Origin of the sequence: Nitratireductor sp. PBL-C9 (genome assembly GCF_050877045.1) — a bacterium.
Classification (GTDB): domain Bacteria; phylum Pseudomonadota; class Alphaproteobacteria; order Rhizobiales; family Rhizobiaceae; genus Nitratireductor; species Nitratireductor aquimarinus.
Genome location: NZ_JBPAXW010000009.1, coordinates 19,094 through 36,277, shown reverse-complemented (window position 1 = coordinate 36,277; position 17,184 = coordinate 19,094). Strand labels below are relative to the sequence as shown.

The 17,184-nt window shown below is 63.6% G+C and carries 13 protein-coding genes and 1 other annotated feature; of the genes, 2 read left to right on the top strand and 11 right to left on the bottom strand.

Going from position 1 to position 17,184, the window contains the following annotated elements; all coding sequences use genetic code 11:
- Positions 1-185: 185 nt before the first annotated feature.
- The 8 genes from ACRTG1_RS18320 to ACRTG1_RS18285 form a co-directional block, all read right to left on the bottom strand.
- The gene (locus ACRTG1_RS18320; RefSeq protein ID WP_206994944.1) at positions 186-1,040 is read right to left on the bottom strand and encodes a universal stress protein; all 855 of its coding nucleotides are present in this window, start codon (positions 1,038-1,040) and stop codon (positions 186-188) included.
- 9 nt (positions 1,041-1,049) lie between these two features.
- On the bottom strand, positions 1,050-2,534 hold the full coding sequence (locus ACRTG1_RS18315) for a SulP family inorganic anion transporter (RefSeq protein WP_206546088.1): 1,485 nt from the start codon (positions 2,532-2,534) through the stop codon (positions 1,050-1,052).
- Between the two features lie 72 nt (positions 2,535-2,606).
- Positions 2,607-2,662, bottom strand: a sequence feature (sul1 is cis-regulatory element that is thought to sense ions involved in sulfur or methionine metabolism; They are found in Alphaproteobacteria).
- Positions 2,663-2,733: 71 nt separating this feature from the next.
- Positions 2,734-4,539 (bottom strand): DEAD/DEAH box helicase, encoded by a 1,806-nt coding sequence (locus ACRTG1_RS18310; protein ID WP_432516796.1) that lies wholly within the window; start codon positions 4,537-4,539, stop codon positions 2,734-2,736.
- A 168-nt stretch (positions 4,540-4,707) separates the two neighbouring features.
- Complete coding sequence (arsC, locus tag ACRTG1_RS18305) at positions 4,708-5,106, bottom strand: arsenate reductase (glutaredoxin) (protein ID WP_113153320.1); 399 nt, start codon at positions 5,104-5,106, stop codon at positions 4,708-4,710.
- 11 nt (positions 5,107-5,117) lie between these two features.
- Positions 5,118-6,197 (bottom strand): ACR3 family arsenite efflux transporter, encoded by a 1,080-nt coding sequence (gene arsB / locus ACRTG1_RS18300; protein ID WP_206546086.1) that lies wholly within the window; start codon positions 6,195-6,197, stop codon positions 5,118-5,120.
- A 12-nt stretch (positions 6,198-6,209) separates the two neighbouring features.
- Complete coding sequence (locus ACRTG1_RS18295; protein WP_206546085.1) at positions 6,210-6,719, bottom strand: arsenate reductase ArsC; 510 nt, start codon at positions 6,717-6,719, stop codon at positions 6,210-6,212.
- A gap of 11 nt (positions 6,720-6,730) precedes the next feature.
- Positions 6,731-7,063: an ArsR/SmtB family transcription factor gene (locus ACRTG1_RS18290; protein WP_206548431.1), complete on the bottom strand. Its 333-nt coding sequence runs from the start codon at positions 7,061-7,063 to the stop codon at positions 6,731-6,733.
- Between the two features lie 1,211 nt (positions 7,064-8,274).
- Positions 8,275-9,102, bottom strand: coding sequence for a ferredoxin--NADP reductase (locus ACRTG1_RS18285; RefSeq protein ID WP_206546083.1), 828 nt, complete (start codon positions 9,100-9,102; stop codon positions 8,275-8,277).
- Between the two features lie 195 nt (positions 9,103-9,297).
- On the opposite strand from ACRTG1_RS18285, the gene ACRTG1_RS18280 reads away from it, so the two are divergent.
- Complete coding sequence (locus ACRTG1_RS18280; RefSeq protein ID WP_432516795.1) at positions 9,298-11,382, top strand: hydantoinase/oxoprolinase family protein; 2,085 nt, start codon at positions 9,298-9,300, stop codon at positions 11,380-11,382.
- A 166-nt stretch (positions 11,383-11,548) separates the two neighbouring features.
- The gene (locus ACRTG1_RS18275) at positions 11,549-13,306 is read left to right on the top strand and encodes a hydantoinase B/oxoprolinase family protein (protein WP_432516794.1); all 1,758 of its coding nucleotides are present in this window, start codon (positions 11,549-11,551) and stop codon (positions 13,304-13,306) included.
- Between the two features lie 259 nt (positions 13,307-13,565).
- Here ACRTG1_RS18275 and ACRTG1_RS18270 read toward each other — a convergent pair whose 3' ends face one another.
- The 3 genes from ACRTG1_RS18270 to ACRTG1_RS18260 all read right to left on the bottom strand — a co-directional run bounded on the left by ACRTG1_RS18270 (position 13,566) and on the right by ACRTG1_RS18260 (position 17,147).
- Positions 13,566-14,534, bottom strand: a complete 969-nt coding sequence (locus ACRTG1_RS18270; RefSeq protein ID WP_432516872.1) for an esterase-like activity of phytase family protein — start codon at positions 14,532-14,534, stop codon at positions 13,566-13,568.
- 355 nt (positions 14,535-14,889) lie between these two features.
- Complete coding sequence (cobT, locus tag ACRTG1_RS18265) at positions 14,890-16,803, bottom strand: cobaltochelatase subunit CobT (RefSeq protein WP_432516871.1); 1,914 nt, start codon at positions 16,801-16,803, stop codon at positions 14,890-14,892.
- Positions 16,800-17,147 carry a GFA family protein gene (locus ACRTG1_RS18260; RefSeq protein WP_206548436.1) on the bottom strand — a complete coding sequence of 116 codons (348 nt, stop codon included), beginning with the start codon at positions 17,145-17,147 and terminating at the stop codon, positions 16,800-16,802. Before ACRTG1_RS18260 ends, cobT begins: the two co-directional genes overlap by 4 nt.
- Positions 17,148-17,184: the final 37 nt, after the last annotated feature.

Sequence of the window (17,184 nt, the reverse complement as noted above, 5' to 3'; positions counted from 1 at the left end):
GCGCCCTTTCCTTGGAATGAGGTTCTGGCATTCATGACATGACGGGCGCGGCGCTGAAAGAGCTGCCGCGCCCGTCATCTCGTTGATCCGTGCATTTGTGCGTCCGTATGGACGCAAAGCGGTCTAATTCATTGTCTTACGCAATTCCGGACGGAAAACCGGTTCCCGCTTTTCCTGGATTTGCTTTAGCGGAACAGCATGACCGGGATTTTGCAGGAGCGCAGCATCTCGGTCGTGGTCGAGCCGATGATCAGGCTGCGGATGCGCGAATGGCCATAGGCTCCCATCACCAGAAGGCCGAAATTTTCGCTCTCGACGCGCTCGGAGATGACGGTTTCGGGCTGACCCGCCACGACCTCGCTCTGCACCGCGACACCGGCACCGCGCAGAACGGCCTCGGCTTCTGCAAGACGGTTGCGCGCCTCGGTGTTGTCGGTTCCGACCATCAGAAGCTTGACGGTGAGCCCCGCAAACAGCGGCGAGCGGGAAATGGCGTCGACCGCCTTGATGCTGCTCGCACCGCCATCATAGGCGACGAGCACCTTTTCGATGGGCTTGAAGGCGCGGGCCGCGACGAAGACCGGCTTGTGACTTGCGCGAACGACACGCTCGAGATTGGAGCCCAGATGCAGCTTGGCGAAATCCGCCGCCTCACCGCGCTTGCCGATGACCAGAAGGTCGGAATCGGCCTCAACCTCGGCGACCGTGTCGACCACATCGCCATGGCGCAGACGACCCGACACAGCCTCGACGCCTGCGGCGCGCACGGCGGCTTCACCGTCTTCGAGGATGGCGCGGCCACGCTTCATGGCGAGACGCGCGCGCTGCTCATCAAGCTCTGAGAGCTCCTTGAGCAGCGAAGAACGCGCGCCGAGCGCGATGTTGCCCGACAGATCGGACGGCGCGCTGCCGGTTTCGTGCCGGCCCAGCAGGTGAAGAAGCTCCACGGAGGCATCGAGCCGTCCGGCGATCCAGGCTGCGTGTTGGCACACGCTCTGCGAATAGATGGAGCCGTCGATGAATGCAGTGATCTTTGACATCTCTACCTCCTAATGCCCCATCAGTTTTTCAAGCGCACCCGGCTTGTCGTGGATGCCGAGCTTGTCAACGATGGTCTCGCTCGCCCGGTTCATGCCGACAAGTTCGACCTCTGCGCCGTCACGGCGGAATTTGAGCACGATCATGTCGAGCGCGCCAACACTGGAAATGTCCCAGATGTGCGCGTGAGAGACATCAATGACGACCTTGTCCAGCGCTTCTTTGAAATCGAAGGCGGCGTTGAAGTCTTCCACCGAAGCGAAGAAGAGCTGGCCCTCAACCCGATAGGTGCGCTGACGTCCGTCTTCCGACAGGGTGGAGGTGACACGGAAGATCTGCGCGATCTTGGCGGCAAAGAAGATGCCGGAGAGCAGGACGCCGACCAGAACGCCGATCGCCAGATTGTGCGTGAAGACCACGCAGACCACGGTGGCGACCATGACCACGGAAGACGACAGCGGATGCTCGCGCAAATTCTTGATCGACGACCAGGAGAACGTGCCGATGGACACCATGATCATGATGGCGACGAGCGCCGGCATGGGGATCTGGCGCACCCAGTCGCCCAGGATCACGATCATGAACAGGAGAAGCACGCCGGCCGCAAAGCAGGAAAGACGCCCGCGACCGCCGGATTTCACATTGATCATGGACTGGCCGATCATGGCGCAGCCAGCCATGCCGCCGATGAAGCCGGTCGCCGTGTTGGCAAGGCCCTGGCCGATGCACTCCTGGTTCTTGTCGCTTGGCGTGTCGGTGAGTTCATCCACCAGCGAGGCGGTCATCAGCGATTCCAGCAGACCCACGGCAGCCACGGCTGCCGAATAGGGCAGGATGATCTGCAGCGTTTCCAGATTGAGCGGGATGTCCGGCAGCAGGAAGACCGGCAGCGTGGAGGGCAGTTCGCCCATGTCCCCAACCGTGCGCACGTCGAGACCGAAGCCGATGGAAAGCGCCGTCAGCACGATGATGCAGATGAGCGGCGACGGCACGGCCTTGGTGATGCGCGGGAACAGATAGATGATGGCAAGACCGGCTGCGACCATCACATAGGTGAGGTTCGGCACGCCGATCAGCTCGGGCAGCTGCGCCATGAAGATGAGAATGGCCAGCGCGTTGACGAAGCCGGTCATGACCGAACGCGACACGAAGCGCATCAGATAACCGAGCTTGAGCAGGCCCGCGCCGATCTGCAAAAGGCCGGCCAGAACTGTGGCGGCAAGCAGATATTGCAGGCCGTGATCCCTGACCAGCGTGACCATGAGCACGGCAGTTGCAGCCGTGGCGGCCGAGATCATGCCCGGGCGGCCACCGGCAATTGCGGTGATGACGGCGATGGAAAAGGAGGCGTAGAGCCCGACCTTGGGATCGACACCGGCAATGATGGAGAAAGCGATGGCTTCGGGAATGAGCGCCAGAGCGACGACCAGCCCGGAAAGGAGATCGGCCCGGACATTGCCGAACCACTCTTCGCGGTAATGGGAAAGAGAGAACATTGAACCTTCAGAAAACATGACTTCCCAGCCACCGTCAGTCTTCTGCGGCCGGGCAAGACAGGAACTATCAAGGTTGCGCCGGCGGATCAGCGGCCGGCAGAGCCACCCGGAATTTCACCGGGTCCAGAGCGGATGCGCGGTGTTTAACCCGATTTCTTTCCGCAGCGCAACATTCTTGATTCTCTGAAGGAAAGCCCCGTCAGTCCGGTTTCTTGCGGGGCTTCTTCTTGCCGCCGGCGGGCTTGCCGAATTTCGGCTTGCCGGGTTTGCCGTCCTTCTTGGCCCATGGCTTGGCGTCGTCACGCCACTCGCCGCCACCGCCCTTGCGATGCGGCTTGCCGGCCGGCCTGCGTTTTGCGCCGAAGGGCTTTGGCCCGTTGCGCGGCGCAAACTCCGGAACGCCATCGAGCTGCACCACGCGGATGCTGCGCTCCAGAAGCGCGTCCGGACCGATGGTCGACAGGAAACGCTGCACGCAGGCAGCGTCAAGTTCCACATAGGTCTCGTCCTGCTGCATCTTGATCGCGCCGATCTCACTCTTGGTGAGTTCGCCGGCACGGCACAAAAGCGGGATGAGCCAGCGCGGCTCGGCATTCTGCTTGCGTCCGACGGACAGCGAGAACCAGGTGCTCTGGTCGAAGTCCTCACGGCGCGGCTTGCGCTCTTCACGCGCGCTGCCTGAATCGAAGATTGTGACTTCTGTTACATCTTCAGGCGCGGAAAGCTTGCCGCGATGAAGGCGCACGAAAGCCGCCGCCACCTGCTCCGCGCCATGTTTGGCGAGCAGCGCCTCGACGAACTCGGTCTCGTTTTCCTGAATCGGCTCATCAAGGTTCGGATCGGCCATGAGACGTTCGTCGTCGCGGCGCAGAACCTCTTCAGCGGAGGGCGGGCTGCCCCATTCGAGGCGCACCTTGGCGTCGCGCAGAAGGCGCTCGGCGCGGCGGCGGCCATTGGGGGCAACGATGAGCGCGCTGACGCCCTTGCGCCCGGCGCGGCCGGTGCGGCCACTGCGGTGCAGAAGCGTTTCGGTGTTGGTGGGCAGGTCGGCGTGAACCACCAGCTCCAGATTGGGCAGATCGATGCCACGGGCGGCAACATCCGTCGCCACGCAGACGCGGGCGCGTCCGTCGCGCATGGCCTGCAGCGCATGGGTGCGCTCGCTCTGGCTCAGCTCACCCGACAGGGCGACGACCGAGAAGCCGCGATTGTTGAAGCGCGCGGTCAGATGATTGACGGTGGCGCGCGTGTTGCAGAACACCAGTGCGTTGCGCGCCTCATAATAGCGCAGCACGTTGATGATGGCGTTCTCGCGCTCCTGCGGCACGGCCAGGAAGCCACGATAATCGATATCGACATGCTGCCTCTGCTCGGCGGCGGTGGTGATGCGCACCGCATCGCGCTGATAGTTCTTCGCCAGATTGGCGATGGTGCGCGAAACAGTGGCCGAGAACATCAGCGTGCGACGCTCGGCGGGGGCTGCGTCGAGAATGAACTCCAGATCTTCGCGGAAGCCGAGATCGAGCATCTCGTCGGCCTCGTCCAGCACGACGGCGCGCAGATCCGACATGTCCAGCGCATTGCGGCGGATATGGTCGCACAGGCGACCCGGCGTACCGACGACGATATGCGCACCGCGCTCAAGCGCACGGCGCTCGGTGCGGATGTCCATGCCGCCGACACAGGAAGCGATGACCGCGCCGGTCTCGGCGTAAAGCCATTCAAGCTCGCGCTTGACCTGAAGCGCCAGTTCGCGGGTCGGCGCGACGGCGAGACCGAGCGGGGCGGCAGCGCGATCAAAGCGCTCCCCGCCATCGAGCAGGCTGGGCGCCAGCGCGATGCCGAAGGCGACGGTCTTGCCGGAGCCGGTCTGTGCGGAAACGAGCGCATCCGCACCAGCGGGCTCCAGTTCCAGCACAGCCTTCTGCACCTGGGTCAATTCGGTATAGCCGCGTTTATCCAACGCCCGGCCAAGCGCCGGCACAATGCCTTCGAACTCGGTCATTCATCTTCTTTCGGAAATGAGCGCGCTCTAAGAGATCATCTGATGCAGATAGCCTGGCGGGCGCGCAGCGCGGCCATTCTGCCAACGCTTTTGCGCCGTACTACGCGCGTCGAAGACAAATGTACAGCGGTGAAGGGAGGATTTCGCGCGGTTACCGAACCTTCCGCGCTACTTCACCACCTCGCCGTCTTCCTTGGTGAAGGATTTCACCGCGTCTTCCGGCAGGAGTTCCAGCACGGTTTCAGACGGGCGGCAGAGCTTCGTCCCAAGCGGGGTTTCAACGATGGGACGGTTCATCAGGATCGGGTGTTCGACCATGAAATCGATCAGTTCGTCATCGCTCCACTTGTCTTCGCCAAGGCCAAGCTCGTCATAGGGCGTGCCCTTCTGGCGCAGGATCGCGCGCGGCGACACGCCCATGGCGGCGATCAGCGACACCAGCTTTTCACGGCCGGGCGGCGTCTTGAGATATTCGATCACCACCGGCTCTTCACCGGCTTCGCGAAGCATGGCCAGCACGTTGCGCGAGGTGCCGCATTTGGGGTTGTGATAGATCGTTGCGGTCATTGTTTCCTCGCTCAGCTTTTGGGGAACCAGTCCTGGGTGCGGTTGGCAAAGGCGACCAGCGACAACATCACCGGAACCTCGACCAGCACGCCCACCACCGTGGCAAGTGCGGCGCCGGAATTCAAGCCGAACAGGCTGATGGCCACAGCCACCGCAAGTTCGAAGAAGTTCGACGTGCCGATGAGGGCGCAGGGCGCGGCGACATTGAACGGCACTTTCCAGATGCGGGCCGCGAAATAGGTCAGGAAGAAGATGCCATAGGACTGGATCAGAAGCGGCACCGCGATCAGCACGATCAGAATGGGCCGTTCAACGATGACATGGCCCTGAAAGCCGAACAGCAGAACCACGGTGACCAGAAGGCCGATCACGGAAACGGGTTTCAGCGACGCGGTGAAGCTTGAGACCGCCTTTTCAGCCTCTGCGCCAGAGGCGCGGCCGGTCAGCCATTTGCGCGTCAGGGCGCCGGCGACCAGTGGAATGACCACATAGAGGCCTGTGGCCAGAAGCAGCGTCTCCCATGGCACGACGATGTCCGTCACGCCGAGCAACAGGGCGACGATGGGCGCGAAGGCGAAGATCATCACCACATCGTTGAGCGACACCTGCACCAGCGTGTAGGTGGCGTCGCCGCGGGTGAGCTGGCTCCACACGAAGACCATGGCCGTGCAGGGCGCTGCGCCCAGAAGGATCAGGCCCGCAATGTATTGCTGCGCATCGGCGGGCTCGATCCACGGGGCAAAGACATATTCGAAGAACAGGACGCCGAGCGCGGCCATGGTGAAGGGCTTGACGAGCCAGTTGACGAAGAGCGTCAGAACGAGGCCCTTCGGCCGGTCGCCAATGTGGCTGAGGCTCGCAAAATCGACATTGACCATCATCGGGAAGACCATGGCCCAGATAAGCACGGCAACGACCAGATTGACCGAGGCGTATTCAAGCCCGGCAAGAAAGCCGAACAGGCCGGGCATCAGATTGCCGAGCGCGATGCCAGCAATGATGCAGAGCGCCACCCAGACGGAAAGATATTTTTCGAAGAAGCCGATCCCGCCAGCCGGTTTGCCCGCGCGGTCCAGGGTTTGGTCAGTCATGGTTCGTGGATCCTATTGGGAATGCGCCGGGGTGCGGCCGATATCATCAAGGCGGCGCTGCAGAGAAAGCCGATCGAGCGAGGCGAGCGGCAGCGCCGTGAAAATGGAAATGCGGTTGTTGAGCATGCGATAGGCATCGGCAAAGGCGAGATGCTTCTCAGCCTCGGTGCCGGTGGCTGCCGCCGGGTCCGGCAAGCCCCAGTGCGCCGTCATCGGCTGGCCCGGCCAGACCGGACAGGCCTCCTCGGCGGCGCTATCGCACAGGGTGAAGACGAAATCCAGCTTCGGCGCATCGGGCGTTGCGAACTCGTCCCAGTCCTTCGAGCGCGCGAAGGAAACGTCATGGTTCATGTGCTCCAGCAGTTCCAGCGCATAGGGATGCACCGCACCCCTGGGCTGTGAGCCTGCCGAATAGGCCTTGAAGCGGCCTGCGCCAACCCGGTTCAGGACCGCTTCCGCAAGGATCGAGCGGGCCGAGTTCCCGGTGCACAGGAAAAGCACGTTGAAGGGCTGATCACGCATGGTCTTGCCTCCTAGCAATGGCAGGTCGCCGCCTCGATGGCGGGGCGGCAGAGATCCGGATTTCCGTTGCAGCAGTCTTCCATGAGAAAGGACAGGAGATCGCGGAAACCGGTCATGTCCGCCTTGTAGCGAATGACCCGCCCTTCCCGCTCCGCGCGGATCATGCCGGACTGAGCCAAAACCTTGAGATGGGTGGAGGCGGTGTTCTGCACCACGCCCAGCCGCGCTGCGACCTCGCCCGCCGGCAGACCTTCAGGCCCGGTCCGAACAAGCAGACGAAACACGTCGAGACGGGTTTCCTGCCCAAGAGCAGCAAGTGCGTCGATGGCCTCTGACTTTTGCATTATCCAAATATCCGGATTTATCGATATTATGGATTGGCTTTTGTCATGGCTGATGCGTGAGGTCAAGGGGTGACGGGTTGGGGAGCAGGAGGTTTGCTTGCTGGCGATGTGAAGGGTGACCTGCCTGACAGTCGGCTGGCTTTCTCAACGGACCTGTCCACAAAACATGCGGCTAAAGCAGCGCGAGGCTGTGTAACTGCGCGCGGCGCATATGCCCCCTTCTCCCCGTTCACGGGGAGAAGGTGAGGATGAGGGGCCAGCGCACGGGCTCAAAGAAGAAGAAGCTTCAATGCAGACAGAGGGCCGACTGAAGCCGGTGCACGCCCCTCATCCCTGCCGACACCTTCTCCCCGTACACGGGGAGAAGGAAGCGTTGCTGTTGTTCGGCGCCAAGCGCCCCCGTCCTTCGACAGGCTCAGGATGAGGGCTGTTGAGTTGATGACGCCCGCAAACAACCGTTCGGAATGAACCACACCGCAAGCCCGGTAGTCCTCATCCTGAGCCTGTCGAAGGACGGGGGCGCTTGGCTCAACCCTCGCAACCGCCGCGCTTCTGCAACGTCTCACTGCCGGGTTTGAGCCCGGCGCACGCCCCTCATCCGCCTACCGGCACTTTCTCCCCGTTCACGGGGAGAAGGAAGCGTTGCTGTTGTTCAGCGCCAAGCGCCCCCGTCCTTCGACAAGCTCAGGATGAGGGCTGTTGAGTTGATGACGCCCGTAAATAAAACAGTTCGGAATAAACCACACCGCAAGCCCGGTGGTCCTCATCCTGAGCCTGTCGAAGGACGGGGCGCTTGGCGCTGCCTCGCAACCGCCGCGCTTCTGCAACGTCTCACTGCCGGGTTTGAGCCCGGCGCACACCCCTCATCCGCCTGCCGGCACCTTCTCCCCGCACGCGGGGAGAAGGAAGCGTTGCTGTTGTTCGGTGCCAAGCGCCCTCGCCCTTCGACAAGCTCAGGATGAGGGCTGTTGAGTTGATGACGCCCGTAAATAACCGTTCGGAATGAACCACACCGCAAGCCCGGTAGTCCTTATCCTGAGCTTGTCGAAGGACGGGGCGCTTGGCGCTGCCCTCGCAACCGCCGCGCTTCTGCAACGTCTCACTGCCGGATTTGAGCGCCGGCGCACGCCCCTCATCCCTGCCGGGACATTCTCCCCGCAGGTCGAGACAAGGAGGATATCAGTCATGCTGGCAGTACAGCAGACGAGGACTTAGCCGACGAAGGCGCGTTCGACGACGAAATCGGCCGGCTCGGCGTTGGAGCCTTCCTTGAGGCCCGCCTTCTCGGTCAGCGCCTTGACGTCCTTCAGCATCTCCATCGAACCGCAGATCATCACGCGATCGTTTTCGCGGTTGAAAGGTTCGGTGCCGAGCGCCTTGAACAACTCGCCATTCTCGATCAGCGTCGTGATGCGGCCCATGACAGGCGAGGTCTCGCGCGTGGTGGAGGTGAAATGCGTCAGACGTCCCTCGACCAGCTCACCGATCAGCGGATCGTCCTTGAGCGCAGCCACCAGTTCCTTGCCATATTCCAGCTCCGCCACTTCGCGGCAGGTATGGGTCAGGATGATGTTCTCGAACTTGTCATAGGTCTCCGGATCGCGGATCAGGCTTGCGAAAGGCGCAATGCCCGTGCCGGTGGAGATCATGTAGAGGTTTTTCGCCGGCGTCAGCGCATCGTTGACCAGCGTGCCGGTGGACTTCTGGCGCATCAGCACCGTGTCGCCCGGCTGGATCTTCTGCAGGTGCTGGGTCAGCGGACCATCCGGCACCTTGATGGAGAAGAATTCAATCTCTTCATCCCAGTTGGGGCTGGCGATGGAATAGGCGCGGAACACCGGCTTGGCGGCATTGGGAAGACCGATCATCACGAACTCGCCGGAGCGGAAACGGAAGCTCTGCGGCCGCGTGATGCGGAACGAGAACAGCTTGTCCGTGTAGTGTTTCACCGACGTCACGCGTTCGGCATAACAGCCGGCGGGAATCGGGAATTCGGTTGTCTTTTCGGCCTCGGCCTCGCGGAGCGCAGCGCTGTCCATCGGTACTTTCCTCGTTCGGTCGGAAGTCTCTATGCCTGTTTCGGGTGCGGATGCAAACTCAAATCACGGCATTAATGGCGGCTCTTGCCTGCCGAGATTATTAGTATACAAATGAATTTGACGTCAAGTTTCCAGCGTTCGACACCTATTTCATATCGTCGGGTCAAAAAAGGTTTCGCATTCCGGATTTTCCCAATGGTTGAGAAAAATGGCATCAATTCGGGTTCTGTGGTCGCCGGCATCGATGTGGGCGGCACGTTCACTGACCTGATCCTGATCGACACACGTTCAGGCAGCGATATGGGCCCCCGGGTGCGTGTCGCCAAGACCCCGACCACCATCGAGAACCAGGCCTTCGGCGTCGTCAACGCCATTCGGGAGACGGGCGTACCGGCCTCCGAAATCGGCCTGATCGTGCACGGCACGACCACCACGACCAATGCGGTTCTGGAGCGACAGCTTGCGCGAACCGGCATGATCACCACCGCCGGTTTCCGCGACATCATCGAGCTTGGCCGCCGCACGCGGCCGCAGGCCTATGGCATGACGGGCACGTTCAAACCCGTTGTGCCGCGCAATCTGCGGCTGGAGGTGGGCGAGCGCATGGACGCTGCCGGCAATGTGCTCACCCCGCTCGACGAGGAGGGCGTGCGCGAAGCGGTCAAGGCGCTGCTCGATGCGGGCTGCGTTTCGCTGGTGATCCATTTCCTGCATGCCTATGCGAACCCGGCGCATGAGAAGCGCGCAGCCGAAATCGCCGCCGAACTCTGGCCCAACGATTACATCACCACTGGACACGCCCTGCTCTCGGAAGCGCGCGAATTCGAACGCGGCGTGACCGCCGCCGTCAACGCCTCGGTGCAGCCGATCCTCGAACGCTATGTCGCCCGGCTTTCGAATGAGCTGCGAGGCCTCGGCTATGCGCGCGACTTCCTGGTGATGAACGGCAATGGCGGCATGATCTCCGCCGCCCATGTGGCCCGCGAAGCGGCCAAGACGGTGATGTCCGGCCCGGCCTCCGGCGTAATGGCCGCCGCCTTCACCGCGCGGCGAGCGGGCGTCGACAATCTCATCACCTACGACATGGGCGGGACGTCCACAGACGTGGCGCTGGTGCGCGGCGCACGGCCCGCGGTCTCCAACGAGATCGAGGTGGAATACGCGATGCCGATCCACGTGCCCATGGTGGACGTGCATACGGTGGGCGCGGGCGGCGGCTCAATCGCGCGCGTCAACGATGCGGGGCTTCTGGAAGTGGGACCGCAGAGCGCGGGCGCAAAACCCGGCCCGATCTGCTATGGCCGTGGCGGCGTGGAGCCGACCATTTCCGACGCCAATCTTCTTCTGGGCAGGCTGAACCCCAAAAAGCTGCTCTCGGTCGACAATCCGGTTTCCGTTGCCGATGTCGAAGAAATCTTTGCCGAGAAACTCGGGTTTGATCTCGGCCTTTCAGGCGTGGAAGCAGCCGGTGCGGTGCTGAAAATCGCCAACATCAAGATGGCCGGCGCGATCCGCATGGTGTCGCTCGGCAAGGGACACGACCCGCGCGACTTTGCGCTGTTCGCTTTCGGCGGCGCGGGACCGTTGCACGCGGCAGCGCTTGCCCGTGAACTGGGCATTCCGCGCGTGATGGTGCCGGCGCGCCCCGGCATCACCAATGCGCTTGGCTGCGTGGTGGCTGATCTGCGGCACGATTTCGTGCGCACGGTAAACCGCCCTGTCGCAAGCCTCGATGTGGCGCTGGTCAGAAGCGTGCTGGATGAACAGCGCGCCGAGGGCGAAGCGCTGATCGCGCAGGAGACCGTTCAGCCGGAGCGCATCGAATGCGTGCACACGGCGGACATGCAGTTTGTCGGCCAGACGCACCTCATCAACGTGCCACTGCCCGGCCCCGAAATAGACCGCGACAGGCTGCAGGCGCTCTTCGAGGACGCCTATTACAAACGCTTCAAGGTGCGCCTGCCCGAGATCCGCGCCAATCTCGTCAATCTCAACACGTCCGTGATCGGTGTGCGGGCGGATATCGATCTCGCCAGTCTGATCGATCCGGCCGGGCGCGTGGCCACACTTGCCGACGCGCTGAGCGAAACGCGACGGGTCTGGTTTTCGGGTGCCTGGCATGACACCCCGGTCTATGCCCGCGAAAAGCTGCCGCTCGATGCGGTGATCGAGGGACCGGCGATCCTCGAACAGCTCGACACGACAACGGTGATCGAACCCGGAGACCGGGCGGCATCCGATGCGGATGGGAACATCATCATCACGGTGGGAGCAAGCTGATGAACGCCGCGCCTGCCCCTCATCCGCCTGCCGGCACCTTCTCCCCGCCTGCGGGGAGAAGGGCGATGGCTGCAACGCCGATGAAAGCCTCCTTCTCCCCGCAGGCGGGGAGAAGGTCCCGGCAGGGAGATGAGGGGCGTGGCGGCAACGCAAAAGAGAGGCACGGATGACCGACACGAACACCCCCGCCCTCGACGCCATCACGCTTTCGGTCATTCAGGCCGCGCTCCAGCAGGTTTGCGACGAGATGGACCTGACCTTCTCACGCGCCGCCTTCTCTCCCGTCATCGCCGAGGCAAACGACCGTTCGGATGGCATCTACGCCGCCGAAGACGGCGCGCTGATCGCGCAGGGCTCGGCCGGGCTGCCGGTCTTTGTCGGCGTGATGCAGTATTCCACGCGCACGCTCATCGAGCGCATCGCGGGCGGTGAGACGGCAGCGCCCGAACCCGGCGACATCTACATCGTCAACGACCCCTATCTGGGCGGCACGCATCTCATGGATGTGCGCTTCGCCATGCCCGTGTGGCGCGATGGCGGTATCTTCTGCTGGCTCTCCAACACCGGCCACTGGCCGGACATTGGCGGTGCGGTTCCCGGCGGCTTTTCCGCCTCTGCCACGGCGGTGGAGCAGGAAGGTCTGCGCCTGCCGCCTGTGAAGCTTTTCAAGAAGGGCGAACTCGACCCGGAAATCTACGCGATCATCTGCTCCAACATCCGCGTTGCGGACCAGCGCATCGGCGATATCCGGGCGCAGGGCGCGGCCCTGGAGGTGGGCGCGGAACGGCTTGCCCAGGTGCTCGACCGCTATGGCGACGACACGGTGCGCCAGGCCATTGCGGAGCTGCGCAGGCGTGCGGCCACGCAGATGCGCGCGCTGATTGCGCCGATCCCCGACGGGGTCTATCGCGGCGAGGCTTTCGTGGATTCAGACGGCGTGGTGGACGCCCCGCTGACCATCGCGCTTGCCATCGAAAAGAAGGGCGACACGCTGACCTTCGACTTCGAGGGATCGAGCCCGCCCTGCGCGGGGCCGATGAACAGCGTGCTCGCCACCACGCTTTCCTCCGTCTATCTGGCGATGCGCCACATTTTCCCGGAAGTGCCGCTCAGCGCGGGCGCGTTCGAGCCCTTGATCATCAACCGGCCGGTAGGCACGTTTCTCGACGCGCGCTATCCGCGCCCGGTGTCGGGCTGTGCGGCCGAGGTCTCGCAGCGCATTGCGGAGGCCGTGTTCGCCGCAATGGTGAAGGCGCTGCCGGAAAAGGTCACCGCCGCGCCCGCCGGCTCCAGCGGAAATTTTGCGCTTGGCGGACACGATCCGGCGCGCGGCCGCGATTTCGTGATGTACCAGATTTCCGGCGGCGGCTATGGCGGCAATATCGACCATGACGGCCTGACCAATGGCTGCTCCACCATCGGCATCTCCAAATCGCCTCCGGTTGAGGTGATGGAACAGGCTTTCCCCGTGCTTTACCGCCGCTACGCGCTGCGCGAGGGCTCGGGCGGCGCCGGCGAGCATCGCGGCGGGTTCGGCCTTTCCTACGAGGTGGAGCTTCTGCGCGGCAACGCACGCGCCTCCTTCGTGATGGACCATGGCCGCACCGGTCCGCAGGGCGTGCTTGGCGGGCGGGACGGCAAGGTCAACGCGGTGACCGTCTGGCAGGATGGTGCGGCCCATGTCCCGCCGCACCTTTCCAAGGAACAGGACATTCCGCTCAAAGCCGGCGACCGTGTTGCGGTTGGAACACCGGGCGGCGGCGGCTATGGCGATCCGCTCCGCCGCGCGCCGGATAGCGTGCTGCAGGATGTGGCGCTGGGGTATTACACAGCGGCGGAAGCCGAAGAGCTGTTTGGCGTTGTTCTGAGCGCAGACGGGATGACGGTGGACGAAGCGGCCACGCAGGCGAAGCGCGGCGGTTGAGAGGGCAGTGCCAAGCGCCCTCGCCCTTCGACAGGCTCAGGATGAGGGCTACTGAGCTTGCGGGTGCTTCATTCCGAACCGTTATTTGCGGGCGTCATCAGCAAAACAGTCCTCATCCTGAGCCTGTCGAAGGGCTGAGCCTGTCGAAGGGCGAGGACGCTTGGCACCGAACAACAGAAACGCCCACTCTCCCCGCATGCGGGGAAGGGGGCGTGAACGTTGGGGCCGGCATCCCGAACGAGGGAGCAACAGCCGCCTCTCACTCCCCAAGCAGCCGGAATTCCAGATAGAGATTGCGCTGCAGGAGCGAATGGTTGTCGTCGGACATGAGCGACACCATGGTCGCGCCATCGGCGCGCTGCCAGACATCCAGCGCTTCCATATTGTCGATCTGATAATCCATGCCGGCGGTGAAGAGCACCGGCCCGTCGGCGACGCTGCCCGGCGCGATGGTTGCGCCATCGATGCGGCGCAGGCGCATGGCGACGCCCTGGGCGAGCGTGAAGCGCCGCTCCAGCAAGAGCAGATCGCCATCAGGCAGGAATGCGCCATCCGTGATGTCAAACCCGTCCGAGCGGGCGACGGTGAAGACGCCCTTGTGCGGCCCTTCCAGAATGGCCGCAAAGCAATTGCCGTTTTCGTCAATGCTGCGCTCGGCCACGACGACACGCGCACCGTCGAGCCGCCCTGCCGGGGGCGCGTAGGCGATGGTCTCGAAACCGCGATTGTTGCGCAGCTCGTGGCGCGGCACGAGGAAGTCGAGATCGCGGATCGCGGCCCCCATGGATCCGCGCTCGATCCCGAATTCCGCAATGCGCTGCACGCGCTCGAAGCTGACCGTCGCCAGATCATCCTTCACCGCAATGCCTTCGGCATCGGTGGTCCATTTCTCGCGCGTGGAACTGCCTGCGCCGTCCACCATGGGCTGCATGCTGAAATCGGCAAAGCCCGCTGGCCGCCCCTCGGCGTCGCGGGTGAGCGTTCCGAAGAACCAGAAACCGGTGTCGGAAACGCCGATGACATCAGCGCCAGGCGACATGAAGCGGAAGGAGGAGAATGCGCCGAAATGGTCGACCGGCGAGGTCATGGAAAGACCACCGGCAAATTCCAGCGGGCCAAAACGGGTTTCGTGGGAGCCCACAGCAAAGTGACGGATCGGGCTCGCCTTGACCGGCACGGAGATGGCTGGCTCCTGAGCGGAGGCCGGCGCAGCGAGGGCAAAGACCAGTGCCACAAGGAAGAGGCGCAGGCTGTGCCGCAGCCCCTCACCCCGCCCCCGTGGTTCGACAGGCTCACCATGAGGGCTATGTGGGCGCTCACCATGAGGGCTGTGTGGACGCGCGCCATAAGGGCTGCGTAGGCGCGCGCGTTGGGGGCTGTATAGGCGCGCGCCATGAGGGCCGTGTGGGCACGCGCCCTGCATCGTTAAACCGAAAGATCGCACGAGCCAGGCAGGAAGCAGGCGGCTAGAAGCAGACGGATTGGATGGCCGTGCGCCAATCCGGGCGCACAAAGGATGATCTACGCGCGTGATGGAGCATCGGAATGACCGAAAACCGGGTTCCGCTTTTCGGTCAGACGCTCTAGCCCGCACGCCGCATCGCACCGCCGCTACGGCGCGCGCCCTCTTCCTCGAAGAGCGAGGCGAGCTGCTCGGTCATCGCACCGGCCAGCTCTTCCGCATCGACGATGGTGACGGCGCGGCGATAGTAGCGCGTGACGTCGTGGCCGATGCCGATGGCCAGAAGCTCGACCGGCGAGCGGGTCTCGATCAGGTCGATGACCCCGCGCAGATGCCGTTCCAGATAGTTGCCGGGATTGACCGACAGGGTGGAATCGTCGACCGGCGCGCCATCGGAGATCATCATCATGATCTTGCGCTGCTCGGGCCGCGCCATCAGGCGCTGGTGCGCCCACAGAAGCGCCTCGCCGTCGATGTTTTCCTTCAGAAGCCCCTCGCGCATCATCAGGCCGAGATTGCGGCGGGCGCGACGCCAGGGGGCATCGGCGCTCTTGTAGATGATGTGGCGCAGATCGTTCAGGCGGCCCGGGTTGGCGGGCTTGCCTTCCTTGAGCCATTTCTCGCGCGCCTGCCCACCCTTCCACGCACGCGTGGTGAAGCCGAGGATCTCGACGCGCACGCCGCAACGCTCAAGCGTGCGGGCCAGAATGTCGGCGCAGGTGGCGGCCACCGTGATCGGCCGGCCACGCATGGAGCCCGAATTGTCGAGCACCAGCGTCACCACTGTATCGCGGAAATTGGTGTCGCGCTCCTGCTTGAAGGAGAGCGGCTGCATGGGGTCGATGACCAGACGCACGAGCCGCGCCGTATCGAGCACGCCCTCTTCCAGATCGAAATCCCAAGAGCGGTTCTGCTGCGCCATCAGGCGGCGCTGCAGACGGTTGGCGAGACGCCCGACCACACCCTGCAGATTGGCAAGCTGCTTGTCGAGGAACGCGCGCAGACGGTCGAGCTCTTCCTCGTCGCAAAGCTCTTCGGCGCCGACCGTTTCGTCGAACTCGGTGGTGAAGACCTTGTAGTCGATATCGCGGGCGGCCTGGTCGAACGGGCTGTCGGGACGACGCGCCTCGCCGGGCGTCTCCGAATCCAGTTCGTCATCCTCGGAAACATCGTCGGCGGTGGTGTCGCCGGCCTCGCTCTCGCCGGTCTCAGTGTCCTCGCTCTCGCCCGTGGACTCCTCGCCCTCGCTTTCCTCGCCGCCGGACTCGTCGTCCTCGCTCTGCTCGGCCTGTTCCTGGGCCTCGGGCGCGTCGCTGTCTTCCTCGCTCTCCTCGGTCTGCTCTTCCTCGGCAAGCTCCTCGCCGAGATCGATGGAAGAAAGGAGGTCCCGCACGGCGCGGGCGAAGCCGTTCTGATCCTCGATCTGCCCGGCAAGCGCGTCGATGTCGGCCCCGGCCTTGCCCTCAACCCAGTCGCGCCAGAGCGAAACGAGCTTTTCGCCGCTCTTCGGCACAGGCCGGCCGGTCAGCTTTTCGCGCACCATCAGCGCAATGGCTTCCTCAAGCGGCGCGTCGGCCTTTTCGGAAACCCCGGCCAGATTGGCGCGTTCGTATTTGTCCTCGAGCATGGCGGCGATGTTGTCGCCCATGCCCGGCATGGCAATCGAACCGATGGCCTCGACGCGGGCCTGCTCGACGGCGTCGTAAATGGCGCGCGCCTCATTGCCTTCCGGCGCGAGGCGGCGGTGCAGATCGATATCGTGGCAGGCGCGGCGCAGCGCCATGGAATCGCCGATGCCGCGCGTGACGGTCAGCGCCTCGGCCGTCGCCCGCTTGGGCAGGTCCGGCAGGCGCGCGCGGCTGCCCGTGAGCGATGGCTTGTCCTTGGAGAAGGACACCTCAAGCTCGTGATCGCCGGCAACGGCGCGCATGCATGCTGTGGTCGCCCGCTTGAAAGGATCAAGCGGTGCGTCTGCGGGTTGTCCGGGCTTGCGGTTGGTCTGGCTCACGGGTCCGTCTTTTCTCGGCCGGCTCAGCGCGCCCGGCCGTCATATTCCTGCGGATCGAGCCCCGCCAGGTCGACACCGTCGAGGCAGCGCACATTCACGGCCACCATCTTCGTGCCATCCGGCATCGCGCCGCGCGCGAAGGATTCCATCCCACAGGTCGAGCAAAAAAGATGCTCAATCGTGTTGGTGTTGAAACGATACGCCGTCAGGGTTTCACCGCCCTTCTCGAGAGAGAAGTTGTCCAGGGGCGCAAAAGCGAGAATGCTGCCTCGCTTGCTGCAATAGGAGCAATTGCAGGTGATCGGATTTTCGAGATCGACATCGACGCTGTAGCGCACGCTGCCGCAATGACATCCACCCTGATAATGCATCATCCCTCCTAGACCGCCGTGCATCCATCCGGACGCA

Bases quoted from the DNA above. Each gene is read 5' to 3' on its own strand.
- ACRTG1_RS18320 (WP_206994944.1), bottom strand. From the start codon at position 1,040: ATGTCAAAGATCACTGCATTCATCGACGGCTCCATCTATTCGCAGAGC.
- ACRTG1_RS18315 (WP_206546088.1), bottom strand. From the start codon at position 2,534: ATGTTCTCTCTTTCCCATTACCGCGAAGAGTGGTTCGGCAATGTCCGG.
- ACRTG1_RS18310 (WP_432516796.1), bottom strand. From the start codon at position 4,539: ATGACCGAGTTCGAAGGCATTGTGCCGGCGCTTGGCCGGGCGTTGGAT.
- arsC (WP_113153320.1), bottom strand. From the start codon at position 5,106: ATGACCGCAACGATCTATCACAACCCCAAATGCGGCACCTCGCGCAAC.
- arsB (WP_206546086.1), bottom strand. From the start codon at position 6,197: ATGACTGACCAAACCCTGGACCGCGCGGGCAAACCGGCTGGCGGGATC.
- ACRTG1_RS18295 (WP_206546085.1), bottom strand. From the start codon at position 6,719: ATGCGTGATCAGCCCTTCAACGTGCTTTTCCTGTGCACCGGGAACTCG.
- ACRTG1_RS18290 (WP_206548431.1), bottom strand. From the start codon at position 7,063: ATGCAAAAGTCAGAGGCCATCGACGCACTTGCTGCTCTTGGGCAGGAA.
- ACRTG1_RS18285 (WP_206546083.1), bottom strand. From the start codon at position 9,102: ATGGACAGCGCTGCGCTCCGCGAGGCCGAGGCCGAAAAGACAACCGAA.
- ACRTG1_RS18280 (WP_432516795.1), top strand. From the start codon at position 9,298: ATGGTTGAGAAAAATGGCATCAATTCGGGTTCTGTGGTCGCCGGCATC.
- ACRTG1_RS18275 (WP_432516794.1), top strand. From the start codon at position 11,549: ATGACCGACACGAACACCCCCGCCCTCGACGCCATCACGCTTTCGGTC.
- ACRTG1_RS18260 (WP_206548436.1), bottom strand. From the start codon at position 17,147: ATGCATTATCAGGGTGGATGTCATTGCGGCAGCGTGCGCTACAGCGTC.